Raw genomic sequence first — 22,349 nt, forward strand, 5'->3', positions numbered from 1 at the left:
TCGGGCTGCCCGATGCAAGTGCGCCGCGGGCCTTCAGCCGTTATCATCCCCCCCTTTTGGCTACCCCAGATGAATCTGCTGCGCGCCCTCGCCACCGTAAGCGGCATGACCCTGTTGTCGCGCATCCTGGGGTTCGTCCGCGATTTCGTCATTGCCCGGGCATTCGGCGCCGGGATCGCGACCGACGCTTTTTTCGTCGCGTTCCGTCTGCCGAACCTGCTGCGGCGCATGTTCGCCGAAGGGGCCTTCTCGCAAGCCTTCGTGCCGATCCTCGCCGAATACCGGAACCGCCAGGGGCCCGACGAGGCGCACCGGCTCGTCAATCGCGTCGCGACGGCGCTCGGGCTCGCGGTGACGGCAGTGTCGGTGCTCGGCATTCTCGCGTCGCCGTGGATCATCCACGTCACGGCACCCGGGTTCGCGGCGAATCCGGACAAGTTCGCGCTGACCGTCGAGCTGACGCGCATCACCTTCCCCTACATCCTGTTCATGTCGCTCGTCGCGCTCGCCGGCGGCGTGCTCAACACCTGGAGCCGCTTCGCGATTCCCGCTTTCACGCCGGTGCTGCTGAACCTGTCGTTCATCGGCATGGCGCTGTTCGCCGCGCCGTACTTCGACCCGCCTGTGCTCGCGCTCGGCTGGGCGGTGTTCATCGGCGGCGTGCTGCAGCTGATGCTGCAGCTGCGCCCGCTCGCGCGCCTCGGGCTGCTGCCGCGCTTCGACCTCAATCTGTCGGATCCCGGCGTGCGGCGCATCGCGAAGCTGATGGGACCGGCGATGCTCGGTGTGTCGGTGAGCCAGGTTTCGCTGATCATCAACACCGTCTTCGCGTCGTTTCTGCCCAGCGGCAGCGTGTCGTGGCTGTACTACGCGGACCGCCTGATGGAATTCCCCGCCGGACTGCTCGGCGCAGCACTCGGGACGATCCTGCTGCCGAGCCTGTCGAAGCTGCATGCCGACGAACAGCCCGAAGCTTTTTCGTCGCTGCTCGACTGGGGCCTGCGGCTGACGCTGATGCTGACGCTGCCGGCGGCGCTGGCGCTGGCGTTGCTCGCGGTGCCGCTGATCTCGACGCTGTTCCAGCACGGCGCCTTCACTGCCGCCGACGTGATGCAGACGCGCCTCGCACTGATCGCGTACAGCGTCGGCCTCGCGGGGCTGATCCTCGTGAAGATCCTCGCACCGGGCTTCTATGCGCGTCAGGACATCCGCACGCCGGTGAAGATCGCGCTGCTGACGCTCGCGGCGACGCAGCTGATGAACCTCGCATTCATCGTGCCGCTGCAGCACGCCGGGCTCGCGCTGTCGATCGGCCTCGCGTCGCTGCTCAACGCCGGGCTGCTGTATCGCGGACTGAGGCGGCGCGGCGTGTACCGGCCGCAGCCGGCGTGGGGCACGTTCTGGCTGCGGCTCGCGGGCGGGCTGGTGGTGCTCGGCACCGTGCTGTGGTTCGGCCGCGGCGACGATGCGTGGTGGCTGGCCGAAGGCGGGCTGGCGCGCGTGCTGCGGCTGTCGGCAGTCGTCGCGGCCGGCGTGACGGCATATTTCGCGACACTTCTGGCGCTCGGCTTTCGCCTGCGCGATTTTCGCCGCCGTGCTGCATAAGGGCTGCATAAGGGCTGCACAAGGGCTGCACAAGGGCTGCGCAAGGGCTTCCTCCGGACCGACGTCGGTCCGGAGGCAGGCCGCCGATCACCGCATCGCGCTCTACAATGAATCCATCCCGGCTTTCCCGCCGCCCCACCGAAGGAGCCCAAGGGCATGAAACTGACGAGCCAGAGCTTCACCGACAACGCCACGATTCCCGGCGAATTCGCCTTCTGCATTCCGGCCGCCGCCGGGCACGTATGCCTCGGCCGCAACCTCAACCCGCACCTGGCGTGGACCAGCATCCCGTCCGGAACCCGGTCGTTCGCGCTGATCTGCCATGACCCGGATGTTCCAAGCAAGGGCGACGACGTCAATCAGGAAGGACACGTCGTGCCGGCGAGTCTGCCGCGCGTCGATTTCTTTCACTGGGTGCTGGTGGATCTTCCCGCGGAGCTGCGCGAAATCGCCGCCGGCAGCTTCTCGGCGGGCGTCACCCCCGCCGGCAAGCCCGGACCGCAGGCCCCGCACGGGCGGCACGGAATCAACGATTACACGGCATGGTTCGCCGGCGACGAGTCGATGCGCGGCGACTACTACGGCTACGACGGCCCCTGCCCGCCGTGGAACGACGAGCTGGTGCACCATTACGTCTTCACGCTGTACGCGCTCGACGTCGAATGCATCGCGCTCGAAGGCCGCTTCGGCGGCGCCGAAGTGCGCAACGCGCTCGCGGGCCACGTGCTCGCCGAGGCGAAGCTGACCGGCCTCTACAGCCTGAATCCCGCGCTGGAGCACCGCGCGCGGTGACGCAGGCAGGCGTCGCAAGCGCCCGTCACGGACGGTACGGCGCGAGGAGGCGCGGCACGCCAGGCAGCGCGAAACGCGGGTAATCCGGCAGTCCGCCGGCAAAACACGCCGGCATTTCACCCTCGATCAGCGGGCGCAGGTACGCCCGCGCGGCATCGGTGACGTGCAGCCCGTCGGCGCGAATGAAGGCCGCAGGCACCTGGCGTTCGAGGTTCGCGATCGCGGCCACCGCGACGGGCGCCACGTCCCAGCGGTACGGCGCGCCGGCGAGACGGCGGATCGCGGCCATCACGCCGTCGCGCCCCGCCAGCGCGTACTCCACCGCCGCCTGCCCGACCGCGCGAGCCTGCGCGTAGTCGGTCGCCGACACCAGGTGGCCGGCCGCGCGCTGCAGGTAGTCCGGGATCGCCCAGTGATGCTTGTAGCCCAAGCGTGCGTGGATCAGGCGCGCGATGCACTGCCCGGCGCCGCCGAGCTGGACATGGCCTTTCGCATCCTCGTTCTGCTCCATCAGCAGCGAGCCGTCGGCGCGGCGGATGCCTTCGGATACGGTGATCGCGCAATAGCCCAGACGCGACACCGTGGACCGCACTGCCGCGAGGAACACTTCCTCGTCGAACGGCACTTCGGGCATCAGGATGACATGCGGCGGCTCGTCGTCGTTGCGCGCGGCAAGCGCGGTCGCCGCGGCGAGCCAGCCGGCGTTGCGCCCCATGACTTCCAGGACGAACGCGCGCCCGACGCGGCTCGTCATCGCCGCCAGATCGAGCCCGGCTTCGAGCATCGACGTCGCCGCGTACTTCGCTGCGGAGCCGAAACCGGGCGAACAGTCCGTGCCTTCGAGGTCGTTGTCGACCGTCTTCGGCACCCCGACGCAGACCAGCGGATAGCCGCGATCGGCTGCCGCGCGCGACACTTTCGCGACCGTGTCCATCGAACCGTTGCCGCCGTTGTAGAGGAAATAACCGATGTCGTGCGCCGCGAACACCGCGAACAGGCGGTCGTACTGGTCGCGGTTCGCCTCCGGCGCGTCGAGGTCGAAGCGGCACGAGCCGAACGCGCCGCCCGGCGTGCCGGCGAGGCGGCGCAGATCGGCGGCCGACAGCGGCGCGGTGTCGATCAGGTCTTCGTCGAGCGCGCCGAGAATGCCGTGACGCGCAGCGAGCACCCGCCCGATCGCGTCGGCGCGCGCCCGCGCGGCTTCGATGACGCTTGCCGCGGTCGCGTTGATGACCGCGGTCACGCCGCCCGACTGGGCATAGAGCAGGTTGGCTTTGTTCATCACGGTCCAGAAACGCAAACGCGGCGAGGAACGGGAAAGACTCCCGCCGCTCGCCGCGCCAGGCGGGAAAAATCCGGTTTACTTCAGCGCCGCGAAAGCCCGCGCGGTGATTTCGTCCACCGCTCCGAGACCGCTGATCTTGCGCACTTTCGGCGCGCCCGGCTGCCCCGACGCGGCCCACTTCGAGTAGTACTCGACGAGCGGCTTGGTCTGCGAATGATAGACCTCGAGGCGCTTCGCGACCGTCTCCTCGCGGTCGTCGTCACGCTGCACGAGGTCCTCGCCGGTGAGGTCGTCCTTGCCGGCGACTTTCGGCGGATTGTACTTGACGTGATAGGTGCGCCCCGACGCCAGGTGCGCGCGCCGCCCGCTCATGCGCTCGATGATCTCGCTGTCGGGCACGTCGATTTCGAGGACGAAGTCGATCGGCACCCCGGCTTCCTTCATCGCCTCGGCCTGCGGAATCGTCCGCGGGAAGCCGTCGAACATGTAGCCGGACTTGCAATCGTCTTCCTTCAGGCGGTCCTTGACGAGGCCGATGATGATGTCGTCGGACACGAGCCCGCCCGCATCCATGACTTTCTTCGCCTCGACGCCCAGCGGCGTTCCGGCCTTGACGGCGGCGCGCAGCATGTCGCCGGTGGAAATCTGCGGAATGCCGAACTTCTCTTTGATGAAGTTCGCCTGCGTACCTTTCCCCGCGCCCGGCGGTCCCAACAGAATCAGACGCATACATCTCTCTCCCAGTCAGGCGGCCGATGCTGCCGGCCGCGTCGTTATGCAAAAAAGAACTGCAAACAAAAGCCGCAAAACTTAGCCGACTCGTTCGTGCCGGTCAAACGCCGCCCGCACGCGCTCGAGGTCTTCGGGCGTGTCGACGCCCGCGGCCGGCGCAACTTCGACAGGCATCACCCGGATCCGGTGTCCGTGCCACAGCGCGCGCAGCTGTTCGAGCGCTTCCCATTGCTCGAGCGGCGACGGAGCGAGGCTCGCGTAGCAGCGCAGGAACGCGACGCGGTACGCGTACAGGCCGACGTGGCGCAGCACCGGCAGGCCGGCGGGAAGCTCGTCGCGCGCCGTGGCGAACGCATCGCGCGCCCACGGGATCGGGGCGCGCGAGAAATACAGCGCGTGGTCGTGCGCGTCGCAGACGACTTTGACGACGTTCGGGTTGAAGAACTCGGCAGCGACATGCAGCGGGTGCGCGGCGGTCGCGATCGCCGCGACCGGGTCGTCGGCGAGCGCCTGGGCCACGGCCGCGATCAGCTTCGGCTCGATCAGCGGTTCGTCGCCCTGGACGTTGACGACGATGTCGTCGGCGCTCCAGCCCAGCGCGTCGACGACTTCGGCGAGCCGGTCGGTACCGCTCGGGTGGTCTTCGCGCGTCATCAGCGCGTCGCCGCCGGCTGCGCGGACCGCGTCGAATACCGCCGGGTGGTCGGTGGCGACCCACACCGACGCGGCGCCGGCGCGGCGCGCCTGCTCGAGCACGCGCACGACCATCGGCTTGCCGGCGATGTCGGCAAGCGGCTTGCCCGGAAGCCGGCTCGACGCGTGGCGCGCCGGGATGACGACGTGGAACGCAGCCATCAGCGGCGCCGCAAGGCGTCGACTTCTTCGGCGCCGAGCTGGCGCGCTTCCTCTTCGAGCATCACCGGGATGCCGTCGCGGACCGGAAAGCCGAGGCGGTCGGCCTTGCACACCAGTTCCTGCTTGTCCTTGACGAAGTCGAGCGGGCCTTTGCAGATCGGGCACACGAGGATTTCAAGCAGTCGGGCGTCCATGCGTCAGTTTCTCCAGGATACGTTCGGTGGCGCCCGCAGCGAGATGCGCTTTCACCGGGAACTCCCAAGTGTCGGCGGACGCGAAAGACGCGCATTTTACCGCATCCTTGCTGGTGAGGATTTTCGGCTCGCCCGGTGCGAAATCGAGGTCCGCGGCAGTGAAGGGATGATGATCGGGAAACGGGTGCGGCACGACGTCGAGCCCCAGCGCCGCCAACTGGGCGAAGAAACGCTCCGGGCGGCCGATGCCGGCGATGCCGTGCACGCGCCTGCCGCGAAACGTTTCGGCATTGCAGCACGCGCCGCCGTCGAGGCGGCGGAATTCGGCGCCTTCGAGATGCATCGCAAAGACCGCACGCCCGCCGAGAAGCGACGACAGCGCGGGCGACAGTGCGCCATGGGCGACGACGATATCCACGTCGCGCAGCCGCCCCGGCCCTTCGCGCAGCGGCCCCGCCGGCAGCAGCCAGCGGTTGCCGAGCGTGCGTTCGTCGACGACCGCGATTTCGACGTCGCGCGCGAGCCGGTAATGCTGCAAGCCGTCGTCGGCGACGATCACGTCACATTCGGGATGGGCCTGCAGCAGTTTGAGCGCCGCGGCCGGGCGATCGGCGCCGACGGCGACCGGCGATGCGGTGAGCCGCGCGAGCAACACCGGCTCGTCACCGAACAGCCGTACCTCGCCGTGCGGCGGGACGATCACGGCGCCGGCGACTTTGCCGCCATAGCCGCGGCTGACGATGCCCGGCGTGAAGCCCGCGTCCCGCAGCCGGGCGACGAGCCATTCGACGACCGGTGTCTTGCCGCTGCCCCCGACCGCGATGTTGCCGACGACAACGACCGGCACCGGAAGGCGTACCGCCCGCCGGACGCGGAGCTTGAACAACTGCCGGCGCGCGGCCGCAAGCAGCAGGAACAGGCCCGACAGCGGCAGCAGCAGCACGGCCGCGAGCGAGCGGGTCTGCCAGAACGCCGGCGCGTTGCGCGGCATCGCTCAGAACGACCGGGCCGGTCCCCGGCGGGAAAAGGCAGCGGCCGGCGTCACTGGGGCGGCGCCTGGATCGCGAACGTGATGTGCGACAGGCCTGCACGCTGCGCCGCCTGCATCGCGTTGATGACACTTTGATGGGCGGCCTTGGCGTCGGCATTGATGACGACGACCGGCTCATCCTTCCCCGCAGGAACCGCCTGCCCGAGCGCCGCGGCAATCGCGTCGATGTCCTTGCCTTCGACCGGCTGCCGGTTGACGAGGATGTCGCCGCTGGCGCTCACCGCGATATCGATCTGGTCGGGCATCGTCTCGGCCGTCTGCGCTTCACCGGTCGGCAGGTTGATCTCGAGGCCCGAGACTTTCGAGAACGTCGTCGTCAGCACGAGGAAGATGATCAGGACGAGCATGATGTCGATGAGCGGGATCAGGTTGATCTCCGGCTCTTCCTGGCGTCGGCCGCGCTGGAAGTTCACGTGCGTTCTCAGGCGCGACGCTCGCCGTGCACGACTTCGACGAGCCTGATCGCCTGCTGCTCCATTTCGATGACGAAGCTGTCGACGAGAGCGCGGAAATGGCGCCAGAAAATCGTCGCCGGGATCGCGATGATCAGGCCCAGGCCGGTGGAGTTGAGCGCGGTCGAGATGCCCTGCGCGAGTTGCTGCGGGTTCGTCCCGGCGGCGCTTTGCGACGCGAAGATGTCGATCATGCCGACGATGGTGCCGAAAAGCCCCATCAGCGGGCTGATCGCGGCGATCGTGCCGAGGGTCGTCAGGAAGCGTTCGAGTTCGTGCGCGACGACGCGCCCGCTTTCCTCGATCGCCTCCTTCATGACTTCGCGGGAGCTGTTGACGTTGCGTAATCCGGCGGCGAGCACTTTCCCGAGCGGCGAATGGGCTGCGACGCGGTTCGCCATTTCACCCGATACGCCTTTCTGGCGCAGATCCGCGAGCACCTTGTCGAGCAGGTCGGGAGGAGCGATTCTGGAGCGGCGCAGCGTCGTCACGCGCTCGATGATGAGCGCCAGGGCGATCACCGATGCCAGCAACAGCGGCCAGATCGGCCAGCCCGAGGCCTGTATGAGCGCGAACACGCGAGAAGACTCCCCTTTGCAAAGGCGGAACTCTAGCGTTCGCATGCGGGCAGGGCAAGCTCGAACAGTTGGGCAGCGGGCCTCGAAGAATCCACAAAAGCTGTGGATAAGTGTGTGGATTTTTCGCGGATAGCGCCCCGAAACTCTGTCGCGTCAAGCCAATGGCCACTTCGATCAAAAAATGGGCAACTTAATTCTTCTTTTTTATCAATAACTTAAAAATACGACCTTGAATCGAAAGGGTTTTCCTGATCGGGATTGACACGGCGCGGCGCTTGTGGATTCCGCTACAATCCGCGCATGCAAACCGAGCTCCCGCATGGCGACGGGGATCCGCGCCGTCTCCCTTCGGCCGGCACCGTACTGAGCGTCGCCGAACTCAACCGGCTCGCGCGCCAGACGCTCGAATCCCGTTTTCCGCTGCTGTGGGTCGGCGGTGAACTGTCGAACCTGACTCGCGCGCCGTCGGGCCACCTGTACTTCACGCTGAAAGACGCGCAGGCGCAGGTTCGCTGCACGATGTGGCGCAATCGCGCCCAGTTGCTGCCGTTCCGGCCCGAAAACGGCATGCGCGTCGAAGCCCGCGCACTGGTGACGCTGTATGAGGTGCGCGGCGATTTCCAGCTCGGCATCGAAGCGCTTCGCCAAGCCGGCGTCGGCAATCTTTTCGAAGCTTTCGTGCGCCTCAAGGACAGACTCGCTGACGAAGGACTGTTCGACGCGGCCCTCAAGCGGCCGCTGCCGCGCTACCCGCGACGCATTGGCGTCGTCACGTCGCCGGCAGCGGCCGCGTGGCACGATGTGCTCGCGACGCTGCGACGACGCGCGCCCCACCTCGAAGTCGTGCTGTACCCGGCTCCGGTCCAGGGAGATGCGGCCAGAACACGACTGGCGCAGGCGCTGCGCGTTGCCTCGGCGCGCGCCGCAACGGATGGCATCGACCTGCTGCTGCTGGTGCGCGGCGGCGGCGGCATCGAGGATCTGTGGGCGTTCAACGACGAAAACCTCGCCCGGGCGATCCGCGCGTGCCCGGTGGCGGTCGTCAGCGGCATCGGACACGAGACCGACTTCACGATCGCCGATTTTGCTGCCGACCTGCGCGCGGCCACTCCGACCGGCGCGGCCGAACTCGCGAGCGCCGGCTACCACGAAGCCTGTGGGCGAATCACTTCGCTCGGCCGCACGCTTTCGGCAGCGTTGCACTATCGTCTCGACACGCTCGCGCAGCGCATCGACCGCGCCGCCCTGCGCCTCGTCCACCCGCGCGAACGCCTCGCGGCGGCACAAGAACGCACCGCCCGCCTCCGCGTCCGGCTCGCTGCCGCGATGAGCCGGCGTCTCGAGCGCCTGCAGGCCCGCAACGAGCAGCTTTGCCTTCGCCTCGAGGCGCGCCGGCCCGACCTCGACCGCGAGGCCGAACGCTGCGCCCGCCTTGCAAACCGCCTCGCGCTCGCCGCAGATCGCCTGATCGACCGGCCTCGCGCACGCTTGGAAGGCCTCGCCGCCCATCTTCAGCACCTCGCGCCGCACGCCGTGCTGGCGCGCGGCTACAGCATCACGCGGGATGCCGACGGACGCATCGTGCGCACCGCGGCAGGCGTCGGCGCCGGCGAAAAGGTATCGGTAGAACTGGCCACCGGCCGACTTCATGCTACGGTGAACAGCACGGACGCATGACGCGGACAACGCGCGCTTGTGGCAGGACCCTGTCCACGGAGTCGCCGTTCCGGCATTGCCACTATCATCAAAGCCCGCCTAGAATCGTCAGGCTTGTAGCCCAACAACCTGAATTGCAACAGGAGAGAGAAAAATGGAACATACCCTGCCTCAGCTGCCCTACGCGAAAGAAGCGCTGGCCCCGCACATCTCCGCCGAGACGATGGAATTCCACTACGGCAAGCATCATCAGGCGTACGTGACGAACCTGAACAACCTGATCAAGGGCACCGAATTCGAGAACCTCGATCTCGAGGCGATCGTCAAGAAGGCGCCGGCCGGCGGCCTCTACAACAACTCCGCCCAGGTCTGGAACCACACGTTCTTCTGGAATTGCATGAAGCCCAACGGCGGCGGCGAACCGGCGGGCTCGCTGGCCGACGCGATCAAGGCCAAGTGGGGTTCGTTCGAAGACTTCAAGAAGACCTTCACGACCTCCGCCGTCGGCAACTTCGGCTCCGGCTGGACCTGGCTCGTGAAGAAAGCCGACGGCAGCGTCGATATCGTCAACATGGGCGCGGCAGGCACGCCGCTGACGACCGGCGACAAGCCGCTGCTGTGCATCGACGTGTGGGAACACGCCTATTACATCGACTACCGCAACCGCCGCCCGGACTTCGTCGCCGCGTTCCTGAACAATCTCGTGAACTGGGACTTCGCGTCGAAGAATTTCGCCGCCTGAGCGCGCTGTTTTACCCCCCTTCGACGGGGTGCGCAGAAAACGGAACGGCCGGTCGACATCCCGTCGACCGGCCGTTTTGCCTGAAGCGGAAGCCCTCGCCGCTATGCGACCAGGCCTTCGGCCTTCATCGCCTCCTGCACCTTCGGCCGCTGCGCGACGCGGGCGATGAACGCCTCAATGTTCGGCCACTTCGCGACGTCGATCTTCAGCATCCCCGTCCAGTTGAGCACCGTGAACAGATACGCGTCGGCGGCCGTGAAAGTGTCCCCGGTGACGAACTGCTTTCCGGCGAGGATCTTTTCCAGCGCATCGAGGCGGCGCTCGATCGTGCCGAGTTGCACCTGCCTCAACTCCGACGTCATCGCCGGATTGAACAGCGCCCCGATCTGCTTGTGGATTTCGGTGGCGACGAAATTGAGCGCCTCCATCTGGTGGTAACGCTCCATCGTGCCGGGTTTCGGCACCAGCCCCGATTCGGGTTTCTGGTCGGCGAGGTATTGGCAGATGACCCCGACTTCCGTGAGCACTTCGCCATTGTCGAGCACCAGCGCCGGCACGTAGCCTTTCGGATTGATCTTCCAGTAGTCGTCGCCCCCGGCAGTCTTCTTCGTCGGGATATCGACTTTTTCCAGTTCGATCGCGAGGCCGAGCTCGCGCGAGACGATATGCGGCGCCAGCGAGCATGCTCCGGGGGAATGATAGAGCTTCATCGACGTCTCCTTCGAGGGAATTGAATCCTGAGGTGCTGCGCGTTCGGGTGCCTGGACGTTCCGTCCGCCCCAGGCCGGGCAGCGAAAACTCTAACACAGGGTAAAAGAATGCCCCACACTATGCGCGCGAGCCCCGCTCGACGGATCATCGCCCCGCTGTTGCCCTCCAGGAGCAGACGACCATGAACGTGCGCAATCCTTCGCCCGCGACGCCCCCGACAATTCCGGAACCGCCCTCACGCAGCCGCAATCCGCTCGACATCAAGGTCCATGCCGCGCTGGCGCGGGCGACGTCGTCGGTTTCCCCGATGTCCCTGCTGCTCGCGAGCATCGACTGGGCCGGGCACCTGGCCGGTTCGCCAGGCAAACGGCTCGAGCTCGTCAACCTCGCCCTCGAACAGAACCGCCGCCTGGTGCGCTACGTCCGCGAACTCGCCCGTGCGCTGCCGGGTTCGCCCGCGCATGAATGCATCGAGCCTCCGGCGCGCGACCGGCGCTTCATCGCCGACGAATGGCATCACTGGCCATTCAACCTGATGCACCAGTCCTTCCTGCTCGCCGACGAATGGTGGCAGGCGGCGACGCGCGGCGTTCCCGGCGTCTCCCGGCATCACGAGAACGTCATCTCGTTCACCGCACGGCAGTGGCTCGACGTGTTTTCACCGGGCAATTATCTCCCGACGAATCCGCTCGTGCTCAAACGCACCGCCGAGCAGGGAGGAACGAACCTGTGGCGGGGACTGGTGAATGCGCTGGACGATCTCGAGCGCGTCGCGACCGGCCACCCTCCGGCCGGCGCCGAAGATTTCGTCGTCGGCCGCGATGTCGCCGTGACGCCGGGCAAAGTGGTGCTGAAGAACCGTCTGATCGAGCTGATCCAGTACGCGCCGACGACCGAAAAAGTCCATCCCGAACCGGTCCTGATCGTGCCGGCGTGGATCATGAAGTACTACATCCTCGATCTCTCACCGCACAATTCGCTCGTGAAGTATCTCGTCGACCAGGGACACACGGTGTTCTGCATCTCGTGGAAGAACCCCGGCGCCAAAGAGTCCGACCTCGACATGGAAGACTACGTGCAGTCCGGCTTCCATGCCGCGCTCGCCGCGGTCAATGCGATCGTCCCCGACCGCAAGGTGCATGCCGCCGGCTACTGTCTCGGCGGCACGCTGCTGTCGATCGCCAACGCGGCGATGGCGCGCGACGGCGACGAGCGGCTCGCGTCGATGACGCTGTTCGCCGCGCAGACCGATTTCACCGAGCCGGGCGAGCTGGCGCTTTTCATCGACGAAAGCGAAGTCAGCCTGCTCGAAGCCCAGATGGCCGAAACCGGCTATCTCACCGCCGGGCAGATGGCCGGCGCGTTCCAGTTGCTGCGTTCGTACGACCTGCTGTGGTCGCGCATGGTCGGCGAGTACCTGATGGGCGAGCGCGCGCCGATGAACGACCTGATGGCGTGGAACGCCGACCCGACGCGCATGCCCGCGCGCATGCACACGCAGTACCTGCGGCTGCTGTTTCTCAACGACGACCTGAGCGAAGGGCGTTACCCGGTCGGCGGCAAGCCCGTTGCGCTGAGCGACATCGACACACCGATTTTCTGTGTCGGCACGGTCACGGACCACGTCGCGCCGTGGCGGTCGGTCCACAAGCTGCATTACCTGACCCCGGCGGAAATCACCTTCGTGCTGACGAGCGGCGGCCACAATGCCGGCATCGTCAGCGAGCCCGGCCGCGCACGACGGCACTTCCAGATCCTCGAGCGACCGGTTGGTGGCAACTATGTCTCACCGGACGAGTGGCTCGCGAGCGCGCCACGACACGAAGGATCGTGGTGGCCGGAGTGGGTTGCCTGGCTGAAGGCGCGCTCGGCGGCCCCCGTCGCCCCACCGACACTGGGGGCACCGCAGTCCGGTTACCCCGTCCTCGAGGACGCTCCCGGCCAGTACGTGCGGGAAAAATAGGCATTTGCCGGCCTCCATGGCCGTCCCGTTCGCCCCTTCCAAAAAGGAGGTCGCCATGCATTTCGACACGCGTGCGTCGCTGGCGCTGTACAAGACGAATCTCGAACTGTACTTGCGCCTGTGCGCGCTGCACCGGGAAAACAGCCTGCGCTGGATCGACGCGAGCACGCATTCGATCGACACTTGCAGCGCCGAACTCGAGACCGTCGTCGGTCGCATGCTCGCTGCGGGCGACTGGTCGGCGATGACGCTGGCGGCCGGCGAAACGCCATGGAAAGCCGCGCAGCACCAAGTCAATGCCGTGCAGCACCTCGCCGAAACGATGATCGGCAGCCAGAGCGCTTTCGTTACGGCGGTGCAGGAAGCTTTGTCGACGTGGCAGCGGGACGCCGCCGCGGCGCTGCGGGAGACGACCGGCGCAATGCCGCTCAGCACGACTTTGCGCGACCTGATCGAGGATTATGTGCCGTCGGTGTCGACGCCGCCGCAAGCTGCGGCGGCCAGGCCTTCGCGCGCGCGCAAGGCGCACTGAAGCGTCTTCCGGGTCCTGCGGGAGGAAATCCCGCGGCAGCGACGCGAGGCGGGCGGCGCCGACGGAGCGCTCGCGCCGCGCTCAGACGCCGCGGTCGCCGGCGATGTAGTGTTCGAGCTGCTCGATGATGAAGCGCTGCTCCGCGACGATGCTTTTCACCAGGTCGCCGATCGACACGATGCCGACCACCTTGCCCGCTTCGACGACGGGAAGATGGCGAAGCCGCTTTTCGGTCATCAGCGCCATGCATTCCTCGTTGGTCTGGTGCAAACCCACATACATGACCGGCGACGACATGATCGCGCGCACCCGCAGATCCCTCGACGAACGCGCGAGCAGGATGACTTTGCGCGCGTAGTCGCGTTCGCTGACGATGCCGACGAGCCGCCCGGCTTCCATGACGAGGAGCGCGCCGACGTTGTGTTCGGCCATCCGTTCGAGCGCCTCGAACACCGACGCGTCGGGGCCGATCGTGTGGACGCGCGGATCGCGCTTCTCCTTCAGAATGGCGGCGACGCTTTTCACGGGCTTCTCCCCGGCGAATCGGCTGATAGTTGATCGTAGCTGTTCGAGGCCGGCGTTGCCAGCGGCCCGCGTTGCCACTGGCGCGAAGCCTCGGCGCGCAGCGACGCTGTTTTTTCGGACCTCGGCCAAGTGACCCCACCCAACGGCCGCGGATGCTCTAACATTCGCACCAATGAATCGGCCATTGCTTTCCGGAATTTCCCTCATGCTCCAGCGCACGCGTTTTCTTTCGGTCATTGCTGTCGTCGGACTGCTCCTCGCCGGCTGCTCGTCTCCCCAGCCCGTCTACCGTACCGAAACTTTCGAACCCGAGTCCCCGTTCGTCAACTGGAGCACGCAGGAACCGCCTGTCGCATGCGACGTGGGCAAGCGCGCGCTGCTCAGCCAGGGTTACCGCATCGACAGCGCGAATCCGACGAGCATCCGCGGCGAGAAATTCTTCCAGCCGAAGGCGGACCATGGGATAACGCTCCACATCACGCTGGTGTGCCTGCCCAGCAACGTCGGAACGGTCCTGTACGCCAATGCGCTGCAGACGCGTTACGAGCTGAAGTCGAGTTCGAACAGCACCGGCGTCAGCGTCGCAGGCGTCGGCTCGATTTCGCTGCCGTGGACGGCGCACAAGGAAGCGCTGGTGAAAGTCGGCGAGGAAACCGTCGCCGACCCGGACTTCTATCGACGGCTTTTCGCCCTCATCGACGCCCTCGACGCCTGACCTCCGCAGTTCGCGGGACCTTCCCGCGATCGCTCAGGCTTGCCCGTGCTGCGCGAGGACCGTTTCAGCGGGCCTGGCTTCGGCCGGCTTGTGCGTCGCCTCCAAGGTCGCCGCGCGGGCACGCAACTGCCCGCAGCCGCCATCGACATCCTGCCCTGCCGAATGACGCAGCTTCGTCAGGATCCCGCGCCGATGCAGGTGACGCGCCATTGCCGCGGCGTGCTCCCACGAAGGACGGGCGAAACCCGTGCCGGCGACGCTGTTGTACGGGATGAAGTTCATCACTGCGTACTTGCCGGCGAGCAGCCGAACGATGCCGTCGAGTTCCTCGTCGTCGTCGTTGACGCCTGCAAGCAACGTCCATTGATACTGGATCGGATAGCCCGTCGCGCGAGCGTAGGTTTCACCGAGCTCGACGAGTTCGGCCGGGTCGATGCGTGGCGCGCGCGGCATGAGCTCCGTGCGCAGCGCGGCGCGAGTCGTGTGCAGCGACAGCGCGAGCGCCGGCTTGACCTTTCCCTGCGGCAGCCGCTCGAACACGCGCCGGTCGCCGACGGTCGAGAAAACCAGGTTCTTGTGTCCGATCCCGCCTTCGCTGCCGAGCAGCGCGATCGCCTCGAGCACGTTGTCGAGGTTGTGCGCGGGCTCGCCCATGCCCATGAACACGACTTTGCGGACGACCCTGCGCGAGCGCGCGAGCACCACCTGCGCGACGATCTCGGCGCTGCCGAGTTGGCGCAGCAGGCCGTCGCGGCCGGTCATGCAGAAAGCGCATCCGACGGCACAGCCGACCTGCGTCGACACGCACAGGCCGTCGCGCGGCAGCAGCACGCTCTCCACAGTCTGACCGTCGGCCAGTTCGACCAGCAGGCGCGCACCGTCCTGGCCGGGATGTTCGGAGCGCACGTGCGCGAGCGCGGCGAGCTCCGCGGTCAGCGCGGGCAGCCGGGCGCGCAGCGGCGCCGGGAAAAAATCCTCGGGCCGGCATCGGCCGCCGTCGAGCGGGAGTGCGTGCGTCCAGGCGCGCAGTACGCGCTCTTCGTGGCAGGGTTTGGCGCCGCTGACCTGCAGGCGCTGGCGGATATCGTCGATACGCATCAAATGCGCGAATGCTAGCATCGTGCGACGATCGCCGCCTATTGCTGTAACCGGCAACCCAATGCCGTTCGGGCTGAGCCTTTCGGCCTCGCTCGGGACAGGCGCGTCGAAGCCCTGGCAGTGCCCTTCGACCCGCGCAGGGCGAACGCTTGTATTCAATTAGATTAATAGTCGCGCTTCGGGGCAGCAAGGTACCCGTTTTCACCGGATGCCAGCTACACCGAGCGCGGTATCGGCAACCTCCCCGATCCTCCTCATAATCTCCTTGGCCAGTCGCTCTTTGACGACTATTAATCAGTATGGCGGGTGAGGCAGCCGGTGCTGCACCGATACCCGAATCGACGCAAGATGAGGAGACCTGACATGAAGAATTTGCCGACAGAACAGCTTCGGACCGAAAACATGGAGTGCGAATTCGTTCCACCGCTCGATCTGCCGGAAACCTGGGGGCTGGCGTGGGAGCGCCAGTTGGACGCGGTGCTCGCGTGGCAGGCCGCAAATGCGGGCAGCGATGCGGAAGCGAACCCGCTGACGAACGCAACGGCAAGCGCCGGCGCGGCGACGTTCCGGCAGGTGAGCGGTACGCCGTGCGCGCCGACGATGCGCACGATCACCAGGATGACGACGCTGCTCGATTCGCTGCGGGAGCGGACGCTGCAGATGCAGAGCGCGGCTGCGGACATCGCGATCGCGGAGATGTCGCGTTCGCGCGCGCCGGCGTCGGACCTTGAAGGGAACGATCAGGCATCGCGCCCGCTCGACGCGGAAAACGCGCAGCGAATCACCGAACTCATCCGCTCGTGGTTCGAAATGACCGCCGCTGCGCAGGCCGAAATGGGTTTGCTCGCTTTCGGCGCGACCGGGGCACGGAACGACGACGCCGCCGGTCCGGTGCTCTTCGAGCGTCGCACCCACGCCCGTGTGATCGACTTTCCCGATCGTCGTCGCGCGGCGTGACGATCCCGGCAGATGAACGCCCGCTGCAGGGAATCGACCCTGCAGCGCGGAGTTCACCTGCCTCTGTTTTTTTCCTCGCTCCCCCTTCTCGCCGCTCACCCCATCGCTGCAACGCTCCGGCGTCACAGCCCGGCCGCGTTGATACTCTGCAGTCCGGTGTTATCCTCGCGCGCTCGCCTGGCAATCCGTTCCGGATACAGCCTGCGCCCGGATGTCACTCATGCTGCAAGTATTCACGATCACCGGCCCGGTCTTCATCGTCATCGCCCTCGGGTTCGCCGCGGTGCAATCGGGTTTTTTCGCGAAGTCCGACACGCGCATCCTCGGCAAATTCGCGATCAACATCGCGCTGCCGGCAATGCTGTTCAAGGCGCTGACCGAACGGCCGTTCGCGGAAATCCTCGACACCCGTTACCTGCTCGCGTACGCGCTGGGCTCGCTCGCGACGTTCGCGATTGGCGTTGCAGCGACGCGCTTTTTTCGCCACAGGAGCCTGCAGCTGAGCGCCGTGCACGGGATGGGCATGTCGCTGTCGAACAGCGCCTTCATCGGCTATCCGATTGTCCTGCAGCTGCTCGGCCCGCCCGCGGCGGTCGCGCTCGCGCTGTGCTTTCTCGTCGAGAACCTGCTGATCCTGCCTCTCGCGCTGGCGCTCGCGGAGAGCGGCGGCGGCAACGGTGAAAGCGCTCTCAAGGTCGTGTCGAACACGTTCTTGCGCCTCGGGCGCAATCCGCTGATCCTCGCGATCGCTGCCGGCTTCGCGTGCACGATGCTCGACCTGCGGCTGCCCGGGCCGGCGCTGCGCGCCATCGACCTGCTCGCGCTGGCGTCGGCGGGCATCGCGCTGTTCGTCATCGGCGGCACGCTGGTCGGGCTGAAAATCGCGGGGATGCGTGGCGACATCGCGTATATCGTCGCCGGGAAGCTGCTGCTCCATCCGCTCGCGGTGTTCGCCGCAGTGCTGCTCGTTCCGCCCGCCGACCCCGCACTGCAGATCGCCGCAGTGACGTTCGCGTGCATGCCGATGCTGAGCATCTATCCGATCCTGGCGCAGAAATACGGCCGCGAAGAGCTGTGCGCTGCCGCGTTGATGGCCGCGACGGTCAGTGCGTTCTTCACGATCAGCGCAGTGATCTGGGTATTGCAGGCCCGGATGGACTGACCGCCTATCCGGCGACTTCGTTCAGCACCTCGAGAAAGCCCGCGAGCAGCGGGCTCGGCGCAGCGTCGCGGGTCGCGATGGCGAGCGAAAAATGCGCTCCCTCGTCGCGGATCGCCAGATAGCGTACGCGTGGCAGCCGCACGCACTCGAGCGGCGCCGGCAGCAGCGCCGTGCCGAGACCCGCGGCGACCAGTCCGATCTGCGTCGTCGCCTCGCGCGCCGTCTGCACGATGCGCGGCACAAACCCGGCGCTGCGGCACAGGCGATCGAGGACGAACGGCAGGCCCGAGCCAACGTCGGGCGGAAACGCGATGAAGCCGTCGTCGCGAAATTCCGCGAGCGACACTTCCCCCCGATCGGCCCGTGGATGGGCGGCATGCACGACGAGCCGCAACGGATCACGCCCGATTTCGCGCGCCCGGATGCCGGCGGGGACTTCGAGGCCGCCGTGGCGCACGAAGCCGACGTCCAGAACCCCGTGCAGGATCGCGCCGAACTGCTCGGTCGTGAACATCTCGTGCAGCTGCAGCCCGACTTTCGGATAGCGCTGACGATAGGTGTAGAGCGTGTCGGCAAGCGTCGAGGTGTAGGGGAGCGACGACGCAAAACCGACTTTCAGCTCACCGGCCTCGCCGCGTCCGGCCCGCCTCGCCTCCTCGACGGCCTCGCGCGACCGGGCGAGGATTTCCCGCGCGTGCTCGAGAAAGCGTCGCCCCGCTTCGGTGAGCGCGACGCGCCGCCGGCTGCGGTCGAACAGCGGCGTGCCGATTTCCGCTTCGAGATCGCGAATCTGCATCGACAGCGGTGGCTGCCCGATATGCAGCCGCGCGGCGGCGCGCGTGAAGTTGAGCTCTTCGGCGACGGTGACGAAATAGCGCAGATGGCGCAGTTCCATGATCTGTTTTTTATATCGATAAGGCTAGAACAATATATTGGACTCGGGGCATCGCGACAACCTAGCATTCCTCTCCAGGAACAGCGCATTTGCACGAGGAGACGATCATGGCCAGCCGTTGCGACACTGCCGACGCGATCCGCGAGGACGGGCGCATCGAAGCGGGCAGCAGCGCGTTCCGCAAAGCGAACTTGGCGATGTTCGTCGGCGGCTTTGCGACGTTCGCGATGCTCTACGCGACTCAGCCGATCCTGCCGCGCCTGGCCACCGATTTCGCTGTCGCGCCGACCGCTGCCAGCCTGTCCGTCGCGGCGGGAACAGCCGCGCTCGCGGCGATGCTGATCCCCGCGAGCGTGCTGTCGGACCGTTACGGGCGCGAGCGGGTGATGAAAGGCGCGCTCGTGCTCGGCGCGATCGTCGCGCTCGCGGCCGCGTTCGCCGCGGATTTCACCCAGCTGCTGGTGCTGCGGGTGCTGCTCGGCGCAGTGCTCGCCGGCCTGCCTGCGGCGGCCATGGCCTATCTCGGCGAAGAAGTCGCTGCGGGCGCGCAAGGTCGCGCGATCGGCCTTTATATCGCCGGCAATGCGCTCGGCGGCATGAGCGGGCGCTTTCTCGTCGCCGTGCTGACCGACTGGAGTTCGTGGCGGCTCGCGCTGGCGGCCCTCGGCTTCATCGGTGTCATCGCCGCCGCGCTGTTCTGGTATGCGCTGCCGCGCTCACGCCATTTCGCGCCGCGCGCCGCCGGGCTCGGCGACGTGATCGCGGACGCCGCGGCGCTGCTCGGCGACCGCGGCATGCGCAGCCTCTTCGCGATCGCGTTCCTGATGATGGGGGCGTTCACGAGCCTCTATAACTACCTCGGCTTCCGCCTCCAGCTCGCACCGTTTTCCCTCGGCCAAAGTGCGATCGGAGGCGTGTTCATGCTCTACCTCGTCGGCACCGCCTCGTCGGCGTGGACCGGCCGGCTCGTCGACCGGGTCGGCCGGCGCACCGTGCTATGGGCGATGATTCTCGCGAGCGGCTGCGGCCTCGCGCTGACGCTGTCGGGCGCTTTGCCCGGCGTCATCGCCGGGGTTGCGGTGTTCACGTTCGGCTATTTCGGCGCACATACGGCGGCGAGCGGGTGGGTCGGCCGGCGCGCCCATGAGCGCCGCGCCCTCGCGGCGGCCCTGTACCTGTGCAGCTACTATCTCGGGGCGAGCATGCTCGGCACGCTTTCCGGGCTGGCGTGGGAATGGGCGGCGTGGCCCGGCGTCGTCGCGGCGATCGCGCTCGCGATGGCGATCGCACTGGGCGCGGCGTGGTGCTTGCGAAAGCTGCAGCCGCTCGCAGCGCCTGCTCCGACCGCGCTCAACCCCGTATCCTAGTCTTCGCTCCCGTGACGCGACTCCGGGCACGGTCCGCGCCGCGTTGCGCCGTCGGGTTCCCGGAGAATCGCAAATTTGAGGCGTAACATGCGACCGGCACGAGTCGTAACACGCGCCTCCGCCGTTTCTTGTTACTCTTGATCTTTACGATGATCGCCGAGACATCGTCCCGGCAGCTCCGTCTCATTGAATGGAAGAAAACATCACGATGACTCAAGTCCGACCCCGTGGCCTGTCCGCCGACCCGATGCTCCAATGGACCAACCTCGCCGTGAGGACGATCGAGATGATGATGGCGTCCGCGCAGGTGATCGGCCACCGCACGACGCGGATGGCCGGCGCGGGCTTTGCGCCGAGCGCGAGTGACCAGCAGGAATTCGCGCTGATGGGGCAGGAAAAATTCGAGGCGGCAGCCGAATCGGCGCAGGCGATGACGATGCACCTGATGAAACTCAACCAGCGCCTGTGGGAACAGACGTCTGCGCGGATGGTCGAGGGCGCCACCGCAATGCTCTCGCTGGCCGGCAGCCAGACGCTCGGTCAGTCGGTCGAACGACAGGCCGATCTCTTCAACCTGGTTTCGGCATCGGCGCAGAGCATGTCGAAGCTCGCCGCTTCGGGCGTGACGCTCGCCCATCGTGGACTTCGGCCGATCCACGCCAAGGCGACGGCCAACGCGAAGCGCCTCGGCGGACTGTAACGCTCCCGACAACAGCGGAAACCGCCCGGGCAGACGGCCCCTCGTCGTCGCCTCCTGCTCGGTTACGAAGCTCGACTACCCTCATCATTGGACGCGCTCGATCAGCTCGTCCCGGCTGCGGTCCGGGCAGGGGCCTGCGGGTTGCGGTTCTTCTCCTGCAGCGCCTTCAGCAAACCTTCGATCCCGCCGCTGCTGATCTCGTTGCTGAAGCCACTGCGGTAGTTCGTCACGAGACTGACACCGGCCACGGTAACGTCGATGACTTTCCACTCGCCGCCCTTGTCGACGAGCCGATAGTCGAGATCGATCGGCTGCCCACCGGGCTTGTTGATCTGGCTCTGAACCACCACTTCCTTCGCGTCCGGCCCTTTGCGCATCGGCTTGAACGTCACCGTCTCGTCGTGGTACTCGGTCAGCGCGTTCGCGTAAGTGCGGACCAGCAACGTGCGGAATTCCTCGGTGAGCTGCCTGCGCTGCTCCTCGTTCGCCTGCGTCCAGTGGCGACCGACGGCGAGCGCCGTCATGCGCGGAAAATCGAAGTGGGGCGCGATGCGCGTCTCGATCAACTCGGCGGCGCGCGTGCTGTCTCCGGAGCGGATCTGCTTGTCCTCGCTGAGGATCGCCAACACCTCTTCAGTGACGTCCTTGACCAAGGCGTCGGGCGCCCGCTGCTGGGCGGCGACCACCGGCGCCACAAGCAGCAGCACGACAGCAAGCAGTGAACGCGCAAACGACGGCATCATGAACTCCTTGGCAGCGCTCCCGAAGCACCGGCACTGGAGCCGGCACGCCGGGAGCCTTCAAACGGAAGGCGAACGGGCCGGCAGGATACCGACCACGACGTTCGCCCTCCCGTGAACGGCGTTTTCGTCACGGCGTCTTCTTGTGGCCGGCGTTCCACTCGTTCATCGACAGCTTGCCGTCCCGGTCGGTGTCGAGTTGGTCGAAGCGCGCGGTCAAGTCGGCCGAGCGCTTGGCCTCGTCCTTGGTCACCTGACCGTCCCTGTCACGGTCCAGTTCCATGAACATCGTCGCGTCCGAGTCCTTCGCGACATCGCCTCCCATCCGCTCACCAGGCGAAGCCGGAGTCGCCGGAGTCGCCGGCGTGGCCGGAGTTCCCGCCGCGCCCGGGGTGGCCGGGGTCGCCGGGGTCGCAGGCGTGGTGCCGGAAGGTGTCGTCCGGCTGGGGGACGAGCTTTGGCCGCTGCTACCCTGGGCTACCGCTGCGAGCGGCATAGCCGCGGCGATGATCAAGGCCGTGAGTGTGAGTTTGCGTTTCATGGTAGGTCTCCTGAGAGTTCTCGTCCGAGTGGGCAGCCGGCGAAAATCCGGCATTGACCGATGAGCAAATCGGATGCCAAGCGACGGAAACCCCCATCACCACAAGAGTTTGGCGGAATGCGAGGAGCGCTCGGCGCGTCCGACGCACCGAATCCGTCGTGGATCAGCAACACTCCGACGACACCGGCAGCGGCGGAATTCGCGGCGTGCCGCCGCATCCGTTGCCAGCGCCAGCCGGGACAGGCGTCCCGACATGACATTGTTTTTTGGCCGTCCGACGCTTGTCGCTGTTCGGCGACAAAAGCATGACGAATGTGCCGCACGCTCGTACCTGCCGAGGCGCCGCCAAAGGCTTCTGCCCTGCCCGATTGACAAAATCGGAGCCGGCTTCTAAACAGGAATAGTCAAAAAGAATAAGCCCCCGGTCCCCGCATCCGGGCGTGACGACAGCGGCGACGAGCCGGAAGGCGTGTGAAAAGTCCGGCGGGACATGAGGTCGCG

The 22,349-nt window shown here is 66.8% G+C and carries 24 protein-coding genes; 11 read left to right on the forward strand and 13 right to left on the reverse strand.

Features of this window, described 5'->3' with window-relative positions; all coding sequences use genetic code 11:
• Window positions 1-69 precede the first annotated feature (69 nt).
• Both murJ and PA01_16310 read left to right on the forward strand, forming a co-directional pair.
• A complete protein-coding gene (gene murJ / locus PA01_16305) occupies window positions 70-1,605 on the forward strand; it encodes a murein biosynthesis integral membrane protein MurJ (GenBank protein ID KON79995.1) in 1,536 nt (511 codons plus the stop codon).
• 156 nt (window positions 1,606-1,761) lie between these two features.
• A complete protein-coding gene (locus tag PA01_16310) occupies window positions 1,762-2,397 on the forward strand; it encodes a YbhB/YbcL family Raf kinase inhibitor-like protein (protein KON79996.1) in 636 nt (211 codons plus the stop codon).
• 25 nt (window positions 2,398-2,422) lie between these two features.
• Here the strand turns inward: PA01_16310 and PA01_16315 are convergent, their stop codons facing one another.
• The 7 genes from PA01_16315 to PA01_16345 form a co-directional block, all read right to left on the reverse strand.
• Window positions 2,423-3,679, reverse strand: a complete 1,257-nt coding sequence (locus tag PA01_16315; GenBank protein ID KON80404.1) for a 6-phosphofructokinase — start codon at window positions 3,677-3,679, stop codon at window positions 2,423-2,425.
• A gap of 78 nt (window positions 3,680-3,757) precedes the next feature.
• The gene (gene adk, locus PA01_16320; GenBank protein KON79997.1) at window positions 3,758-4,411 is read right to left on the reverse strand and encodes an adenylate kinase; all 654 of its coding nucleotides are present in this window, start codon (window positions 4,409-4,411) and stop codon (window positions 3,758-3,760) included.
• Between the two features lie 81 nt (window positions 4,412-4,492).
• Complete coding sequence (kdsB, locus tag PA01_16325) at window positions 4,493-5,269, reverse strand: 3-deoxy-manno-octulosonate cytidylyltransferase (protein ID KON79998.1); 777 nt, start codon at window positions 5,267-5,269, stop codon at window positions 4,493-4,495.
• Window positions 5,269-5,463, reverse strand: a complete 195-nt coding sequence (locus PA01_16330; GenBank protein ID KON79999.1) for a Trm112 family protein — start codon at window positions 5,461-5,463, stop codon at window positions 5,269-5,271. Before PA01_16330 ends, kdsB begins: the two co-directional genes overlap by 1 nt.
• Entirely contained in the window at window positions 5,444-6,454 is a 1,011-nt protein-coding gene (lpxK, locus tag PA01_16335; protein ID KON80000.1) for a tetraacyldisaccharide 4'-kinase, read from the reverse strand. The genes PA01_16330 and lpxK overlap by 20 nt, the downstream gene beginning before the upstream one ends.
• A gap of 50 nt (window positions 6,455-6,504) precedes the next feature.
• A complete protein-coding gene (locus PA01_16340) occupies window positions 6,505-6,927 on the reverse strand; it encodes a biopolymer transporter ExbD (protein ID KON80001.1) in 423 nt (140 codons plus the stop codon).
• 8 nt (window positions 6,928-6,935) lie between these two features.
• Window positions 6,936-7,544 carry a MotA/TolQ/ExbB proton channel family protein gene (locus PA01_16345; protein KON80002.1) on the reverse strand — a complete coding sequence of 203 codons (609 nt, stop codon included), beginning with the start codon at window positions 7,542-7,544 and terminating at the stop codon, window positions 6,936-6,938.
• A 300-nt stretch (window positions 7,545-7,844) separates the two neighbouring features.
• Between PA01_16345 and xseA the strand changes: the two genes are divergently transcribed.
• Both xseA and PA01_16355 read left to right on the forward strand, forming a co-directional pair.
• Window positions 7,845-9,221, forward strand: a complete 1,377-nt coding sequence (gene xseA, locus PA01_16350) for an exodeoxyribonuclease VII large subunit (GenBank protein ID KON80003.1) — start codon at window positions 7,845-7,847, stop codon at window positions 9,219-9,221.
• A 133-nt stretch (window positions 9,222-9,354) separates the two neighbouring features.
• Complete coding sequence (locus tag PA01_16355; protein ID KON80004.1) at window positions 9,355-9,942, forward strand: superoxide dismutase [Fe]; 588 nt, start codon at window positions 9,355-9,357, stop codon at window positions 9,940-9,942.
• Between the two features lie 101 nt (window positions 9,943-10,043).
• On the opposite strand, the gene gstA is transcribed toward PA01_16355, so the two are convergent.
• A complete protein-coding gene (gene gstA / locus PA01_16360) occupies window positions 10,044-10,652 on the reverse strand; it encodes a glutathione transferase GstA (protein KON80005.1) in 609 nt (202 codons plus the stop codon).
• Window positions 10,653-10,834: 182 nt separating this feature from the next.
• Between gstA and PA01_16365 the strand changes: the two genes are divergently transcribed.
• Window positions 10,835-12,616 carry an alpha/beta fold hydrolase gene (locus PA01_16365; protein ID KON80405.2) on the forward strand — a complete coding sequence of 594 codons (1,782 nt, stop codon included), beginning with the start codon at window positions 10,835-10,837 and terminating at the stop codon, window positions 12,614-12,616.
• A 55-nt stretch (window positions 12,617-12,671) separates the two neighbouring features.
• The gene (locus tag PA01_16370; GenBank protein KON80006.1) at window positions 12,672-13,148 is read left to right on the forward strand and encodes a hypothetical protein; all 477 of its coding nucleotides are present in this window, start codon (window positions 12,672-12,674) and stop codon (window positions 13,146-13,148) included.
• Window positions 13,149-13,229: 81 nt separating this feature from the next.
• On the opposite strand, the gene PA01_16375 is transcribed toward PA01_16370, so the two are convergent.
• On the reverse strand, window positions 13,230-13,673 hold the full coding sequence (locus PA01_16375) for a CBS domain-containing protein (protein KON80007.1): 444 nt from the start codon (window positions 13,671-13,673) through the stop codon (window positions 13,230-13,232).
• Between the two features lie 205 nt (window positions 13,674-13,878).
• On the opposite strand from PA01_16375, the gene PA01_16380 reads away from it, so the two are divergent.
• Window positions 13,879-14,388 carry a DUF2242 domain-containing protein gene (locus PA01_16380; protein KON80008.1) on the forward strand — a complete coding sequence of 170 codons (510 nt, stop codon included), beginning with the start codon at window positions 13,879-13,881 and terminating at the stop codon, window positions 14,386-14,388.
• A 33-nt stretch (window positions 14,389-14,421) separates the two neighbouring features.
• On the opposite strand, the gene PA01_16385 is transcribed toward PA01_16380, so the two are convergent.
• Complete coding sequence (locus PA01_16385) at window positions 14,422-15,486, reverse strand: RNA methyltransferase (GenBank protein KON80009.1); 1,065 nt, start codon at window positions 15,484-15,486, stop codon at window positions 14,422-14,424.
• Window positions 15,487-15,849: 363 nt separating this feature from the next.
• On the opposite strand from PA01_16385, the gene PA01_16390 reads away from it, so the two are divergent.
• Window positions 15,850-16,443, forward strand: coding sequence for a hypothetical protein (locus tag PA01_16390; protein ID KON80010.1), 594 nt, complete (start codon window positions 15,850-15,852; stop codon window positions 16,441-16,443).
• 220 nt (window positions 16,444-16,663) lie between these two features.
• Window positions 16,664-17,605 carry an AEC family transporter gene (locus PA01_16395; GenBank protein KON80011.1) on the forward strand — a complete coding sequence of 314 codons (942 nt, stop codon included), beginning with the start codon at window positions 16,664-16,666 and terminating at the stop codon, window positions 17,603-17,605.
• A gap of 4 nt (window positions 17,606-17,609) precedes the next feature.
• Here the strand turns inward: PA01_16395 and PA01_16400 are convergent, their stop codons facing one another.
• Window positions 17,610-18,500 carry a LysR substrate-binding domain-containing protein gene (locus PA01_16400; GenBank protein KON80012.1) on the reverse strand — a complete coding sequence of 297 codons (891 nt, stop codon included), beginning with the start codon at window positions 18,498-18,500 and terminating at the stop codon, window positions 17,610-17,612.
• 107 nt (window positions 18,501-18,607) lie between these two features.
• Between PA01_16400 and PA01_16405 the strand changes: the two genes are divergently transcribed.
• Window positions 18,608-19,867 carry an MFS transporter gene (locus PA01_16405; protein ID KON80406.2) on the forward strand — a complete coding sequence of 420 codons (1,260 nt, stop codon included), beginning with the start codon at window positions 18,608-18,610 and terminating at the stop codon, window positions 19,865-19,867.
• A gap of 208 nt (window positions 19,868-20,075) precedes the next feature.
• Window positions 20,076-20,567 carry a hypothetical protein gene (locus PA01_16410; protein KON80407.1) on the forward strand — a complete coding sequence of 164 codons (492 nt, stop codon included), beginning with the start codon at window positions 20,076-20,078 and terminating at the stop codon, window positions 20,565-20,567.
• A gap of 101 nt (window positions 20,568-20,668) precedes the next feature.
• Here PA01_16410 and PA01_16415 read toward each other — a convergent pair whose 3' ends face one another.
• Both PA01_16415 and PA01_19150 read right to left on the reverse strand, forming a co-directional pair.
• Window positions 20,669-21,310, reverse strand: coding sequence for an ABC transporter substrate-binding protein (locus tag PA01_16415; GenBank protein ID KON80408.2), 642 nt, complete (start codon window positions 21,308-21,310; stop codon window positions 20,669-20,671).
• 127 nt (window positions 21,311-21,437) lie between these two features.
• Window positions 21,438-21,848, reverse strand: coding sequence for an EF-hand domain-containing protein (locus PA01_19150; protein ID KAI5912355.1), 411 nt, complete (start codon window positions 21,846-21,848; stop codon window positions 21,438-21,440).
• Window positions 21,849-22,349: the final 501 nt, after the last annotated feature.

This window comes from Azoarcus sp. PA01 (genome assembly GCA_001274695.2).
In the GTDB taxonomy this organism is placed as follows: Bacteria; Pseudomonadota; Gammaproteobacteria; order Burkholderiales; family Rhodocyclaceae; genus Aromatoleum.

Bases quoted from the DNA above. Each gene is read 5' to 3' on its own strand.
- murJ (KON79995.1), top strand. From the start codon at position 70: ATGAATCTGCTGCGCGCCCTCGCCACCGTAAGCGGCATGACCCTGTTG.
- PA01_16310 (KON79996.1), top strand. From the start codon at position 1,762: ATGAAACTGACGAGCCAGAGCTTCACCGACAACGCCACGATTCCCGGC.
- PA01_16315 (KON80404.1), bottom strand. From the start codon at position 3,679: ATGAACAAAGCCAACCTGCTCTATGCCCAGTCGGGCGGCGTGACCGCG.
- adk (KON79997.1), bottom strand. From the start codon at position 4,411: ATGCGTCTGATTCTGTTGGGACCGCCGGGCGCGGGGAAAGGTACGCAG.
- kdsB (KON79998.1), bottom strand. From the start codon at position 5,269: ATGGCTGCGTTCCACGTCGTCATCCCGGCGCGCCACGCGTCGAGCCGG.
- PA01_16330 (KON79999.1), bottom strand. From the start codon at position 5,463: ATGGACGCCCGACTGCTTGAAATCCTCGTGTGCCCGATCTGCAAAGGC.
- lpxK (KON80000.1), bottom strand. From the start codon at position 6,454: ATGCCGCGCAACGCGCCGGCGTTCTGGCAGACCCGCTCGCTCGCGGCC.
- xseA (KON80003.1), top strand. From the start codon at position 7,845: ATGCAAACCGAGCTCCCGCATGGCGACGGGGATCCGCGCCGTCTCCCT.
- PA01_16355 (KON80004.1), top strand. From the start codon at position 9,355: ATGGAACATACCCTGCCTCAGCTGCCCTACGCGAAAGAAGCGCTGGCC.
- gstA (KON80005.1), bottom strand. From the start codon at position 10,652: ATGAAGCTCTATCATTCCCCCGGAGCATGCTCGCTGGCGCCGCATATC.
- PA01_16365 (KON80405.2), top strand. From the start codon at position 10,835: ATGAACGTGCGCAATCCTTCGCCCGCGACGCCCCCGACAATTCCGGAA.
- PA01_16370 (KON80006.1), top strand. From the start codon at position 12,672: ATGCATTTCGACACGCGTGCGTCGCTGGCGCTGTACAAGACGAATCTC.
- PA01_16380 (KON80008.1), top strand. From the start codon at position 13,879: ATGCTCCAGCGCACGCGTTTTCTTTCGGTCATTGCTGTCGTCGGACTG.
- PA01_16385 (KON80009.1), bottom strand. From the start codon at position 15,486: ATGCGTATCGACGATATCCGCCAGCGCCTGCAGGTCAGCGGCGCCAAA.
- PA01_16390 (KON80010.1), top strand. From the start codon at position 15,850: ATGAAGAATTTGCCGACAGAACAGCTTCGGACCGAAAACATGGAGTGC.
- PA01_16395 (KON80011.1), top strand. From the start codon at position 16,664: ATGCTGCAAGTATTCACGATCACCGGCCCGGTCTTCATCGTCATCGCC.
- PA01_16400 (KON80012.1), bottom strand. From the start codon at position 18,500: ATGGAACTGCGCCATCTGCGCTATTTCGTCACCGTCGCCGAAGAGCTC.
- PA01_16405 (KON80406.2), top strand. From the start codon at position 18,608: ATGGCCAGCCGTTGCGACACTGCCGACGCGATCCGCGAGGACGGGCGC.
- PA01_16410 (KON80407.1), top strand. From the start codon at position 20,076: ATGACTCAAGTCCGACCCCGTGGCCTGTCCGCCGACCCGATGCTCCAA.
- PA01_16415 (KON80408.2), bottom strand. From the start codon at position 21,310: ATGATGCCGTCGTTTGCGCGTTCACTGCTTGCTGTCGTGCTGCTGCTT.
- PA01_19150 (KAI5912355.1), bottom strand. From the start codon at position 21,848: ATGAAACGCAAACTCACACTCACGGCCTTGATCATCGCCGCGGCTATG.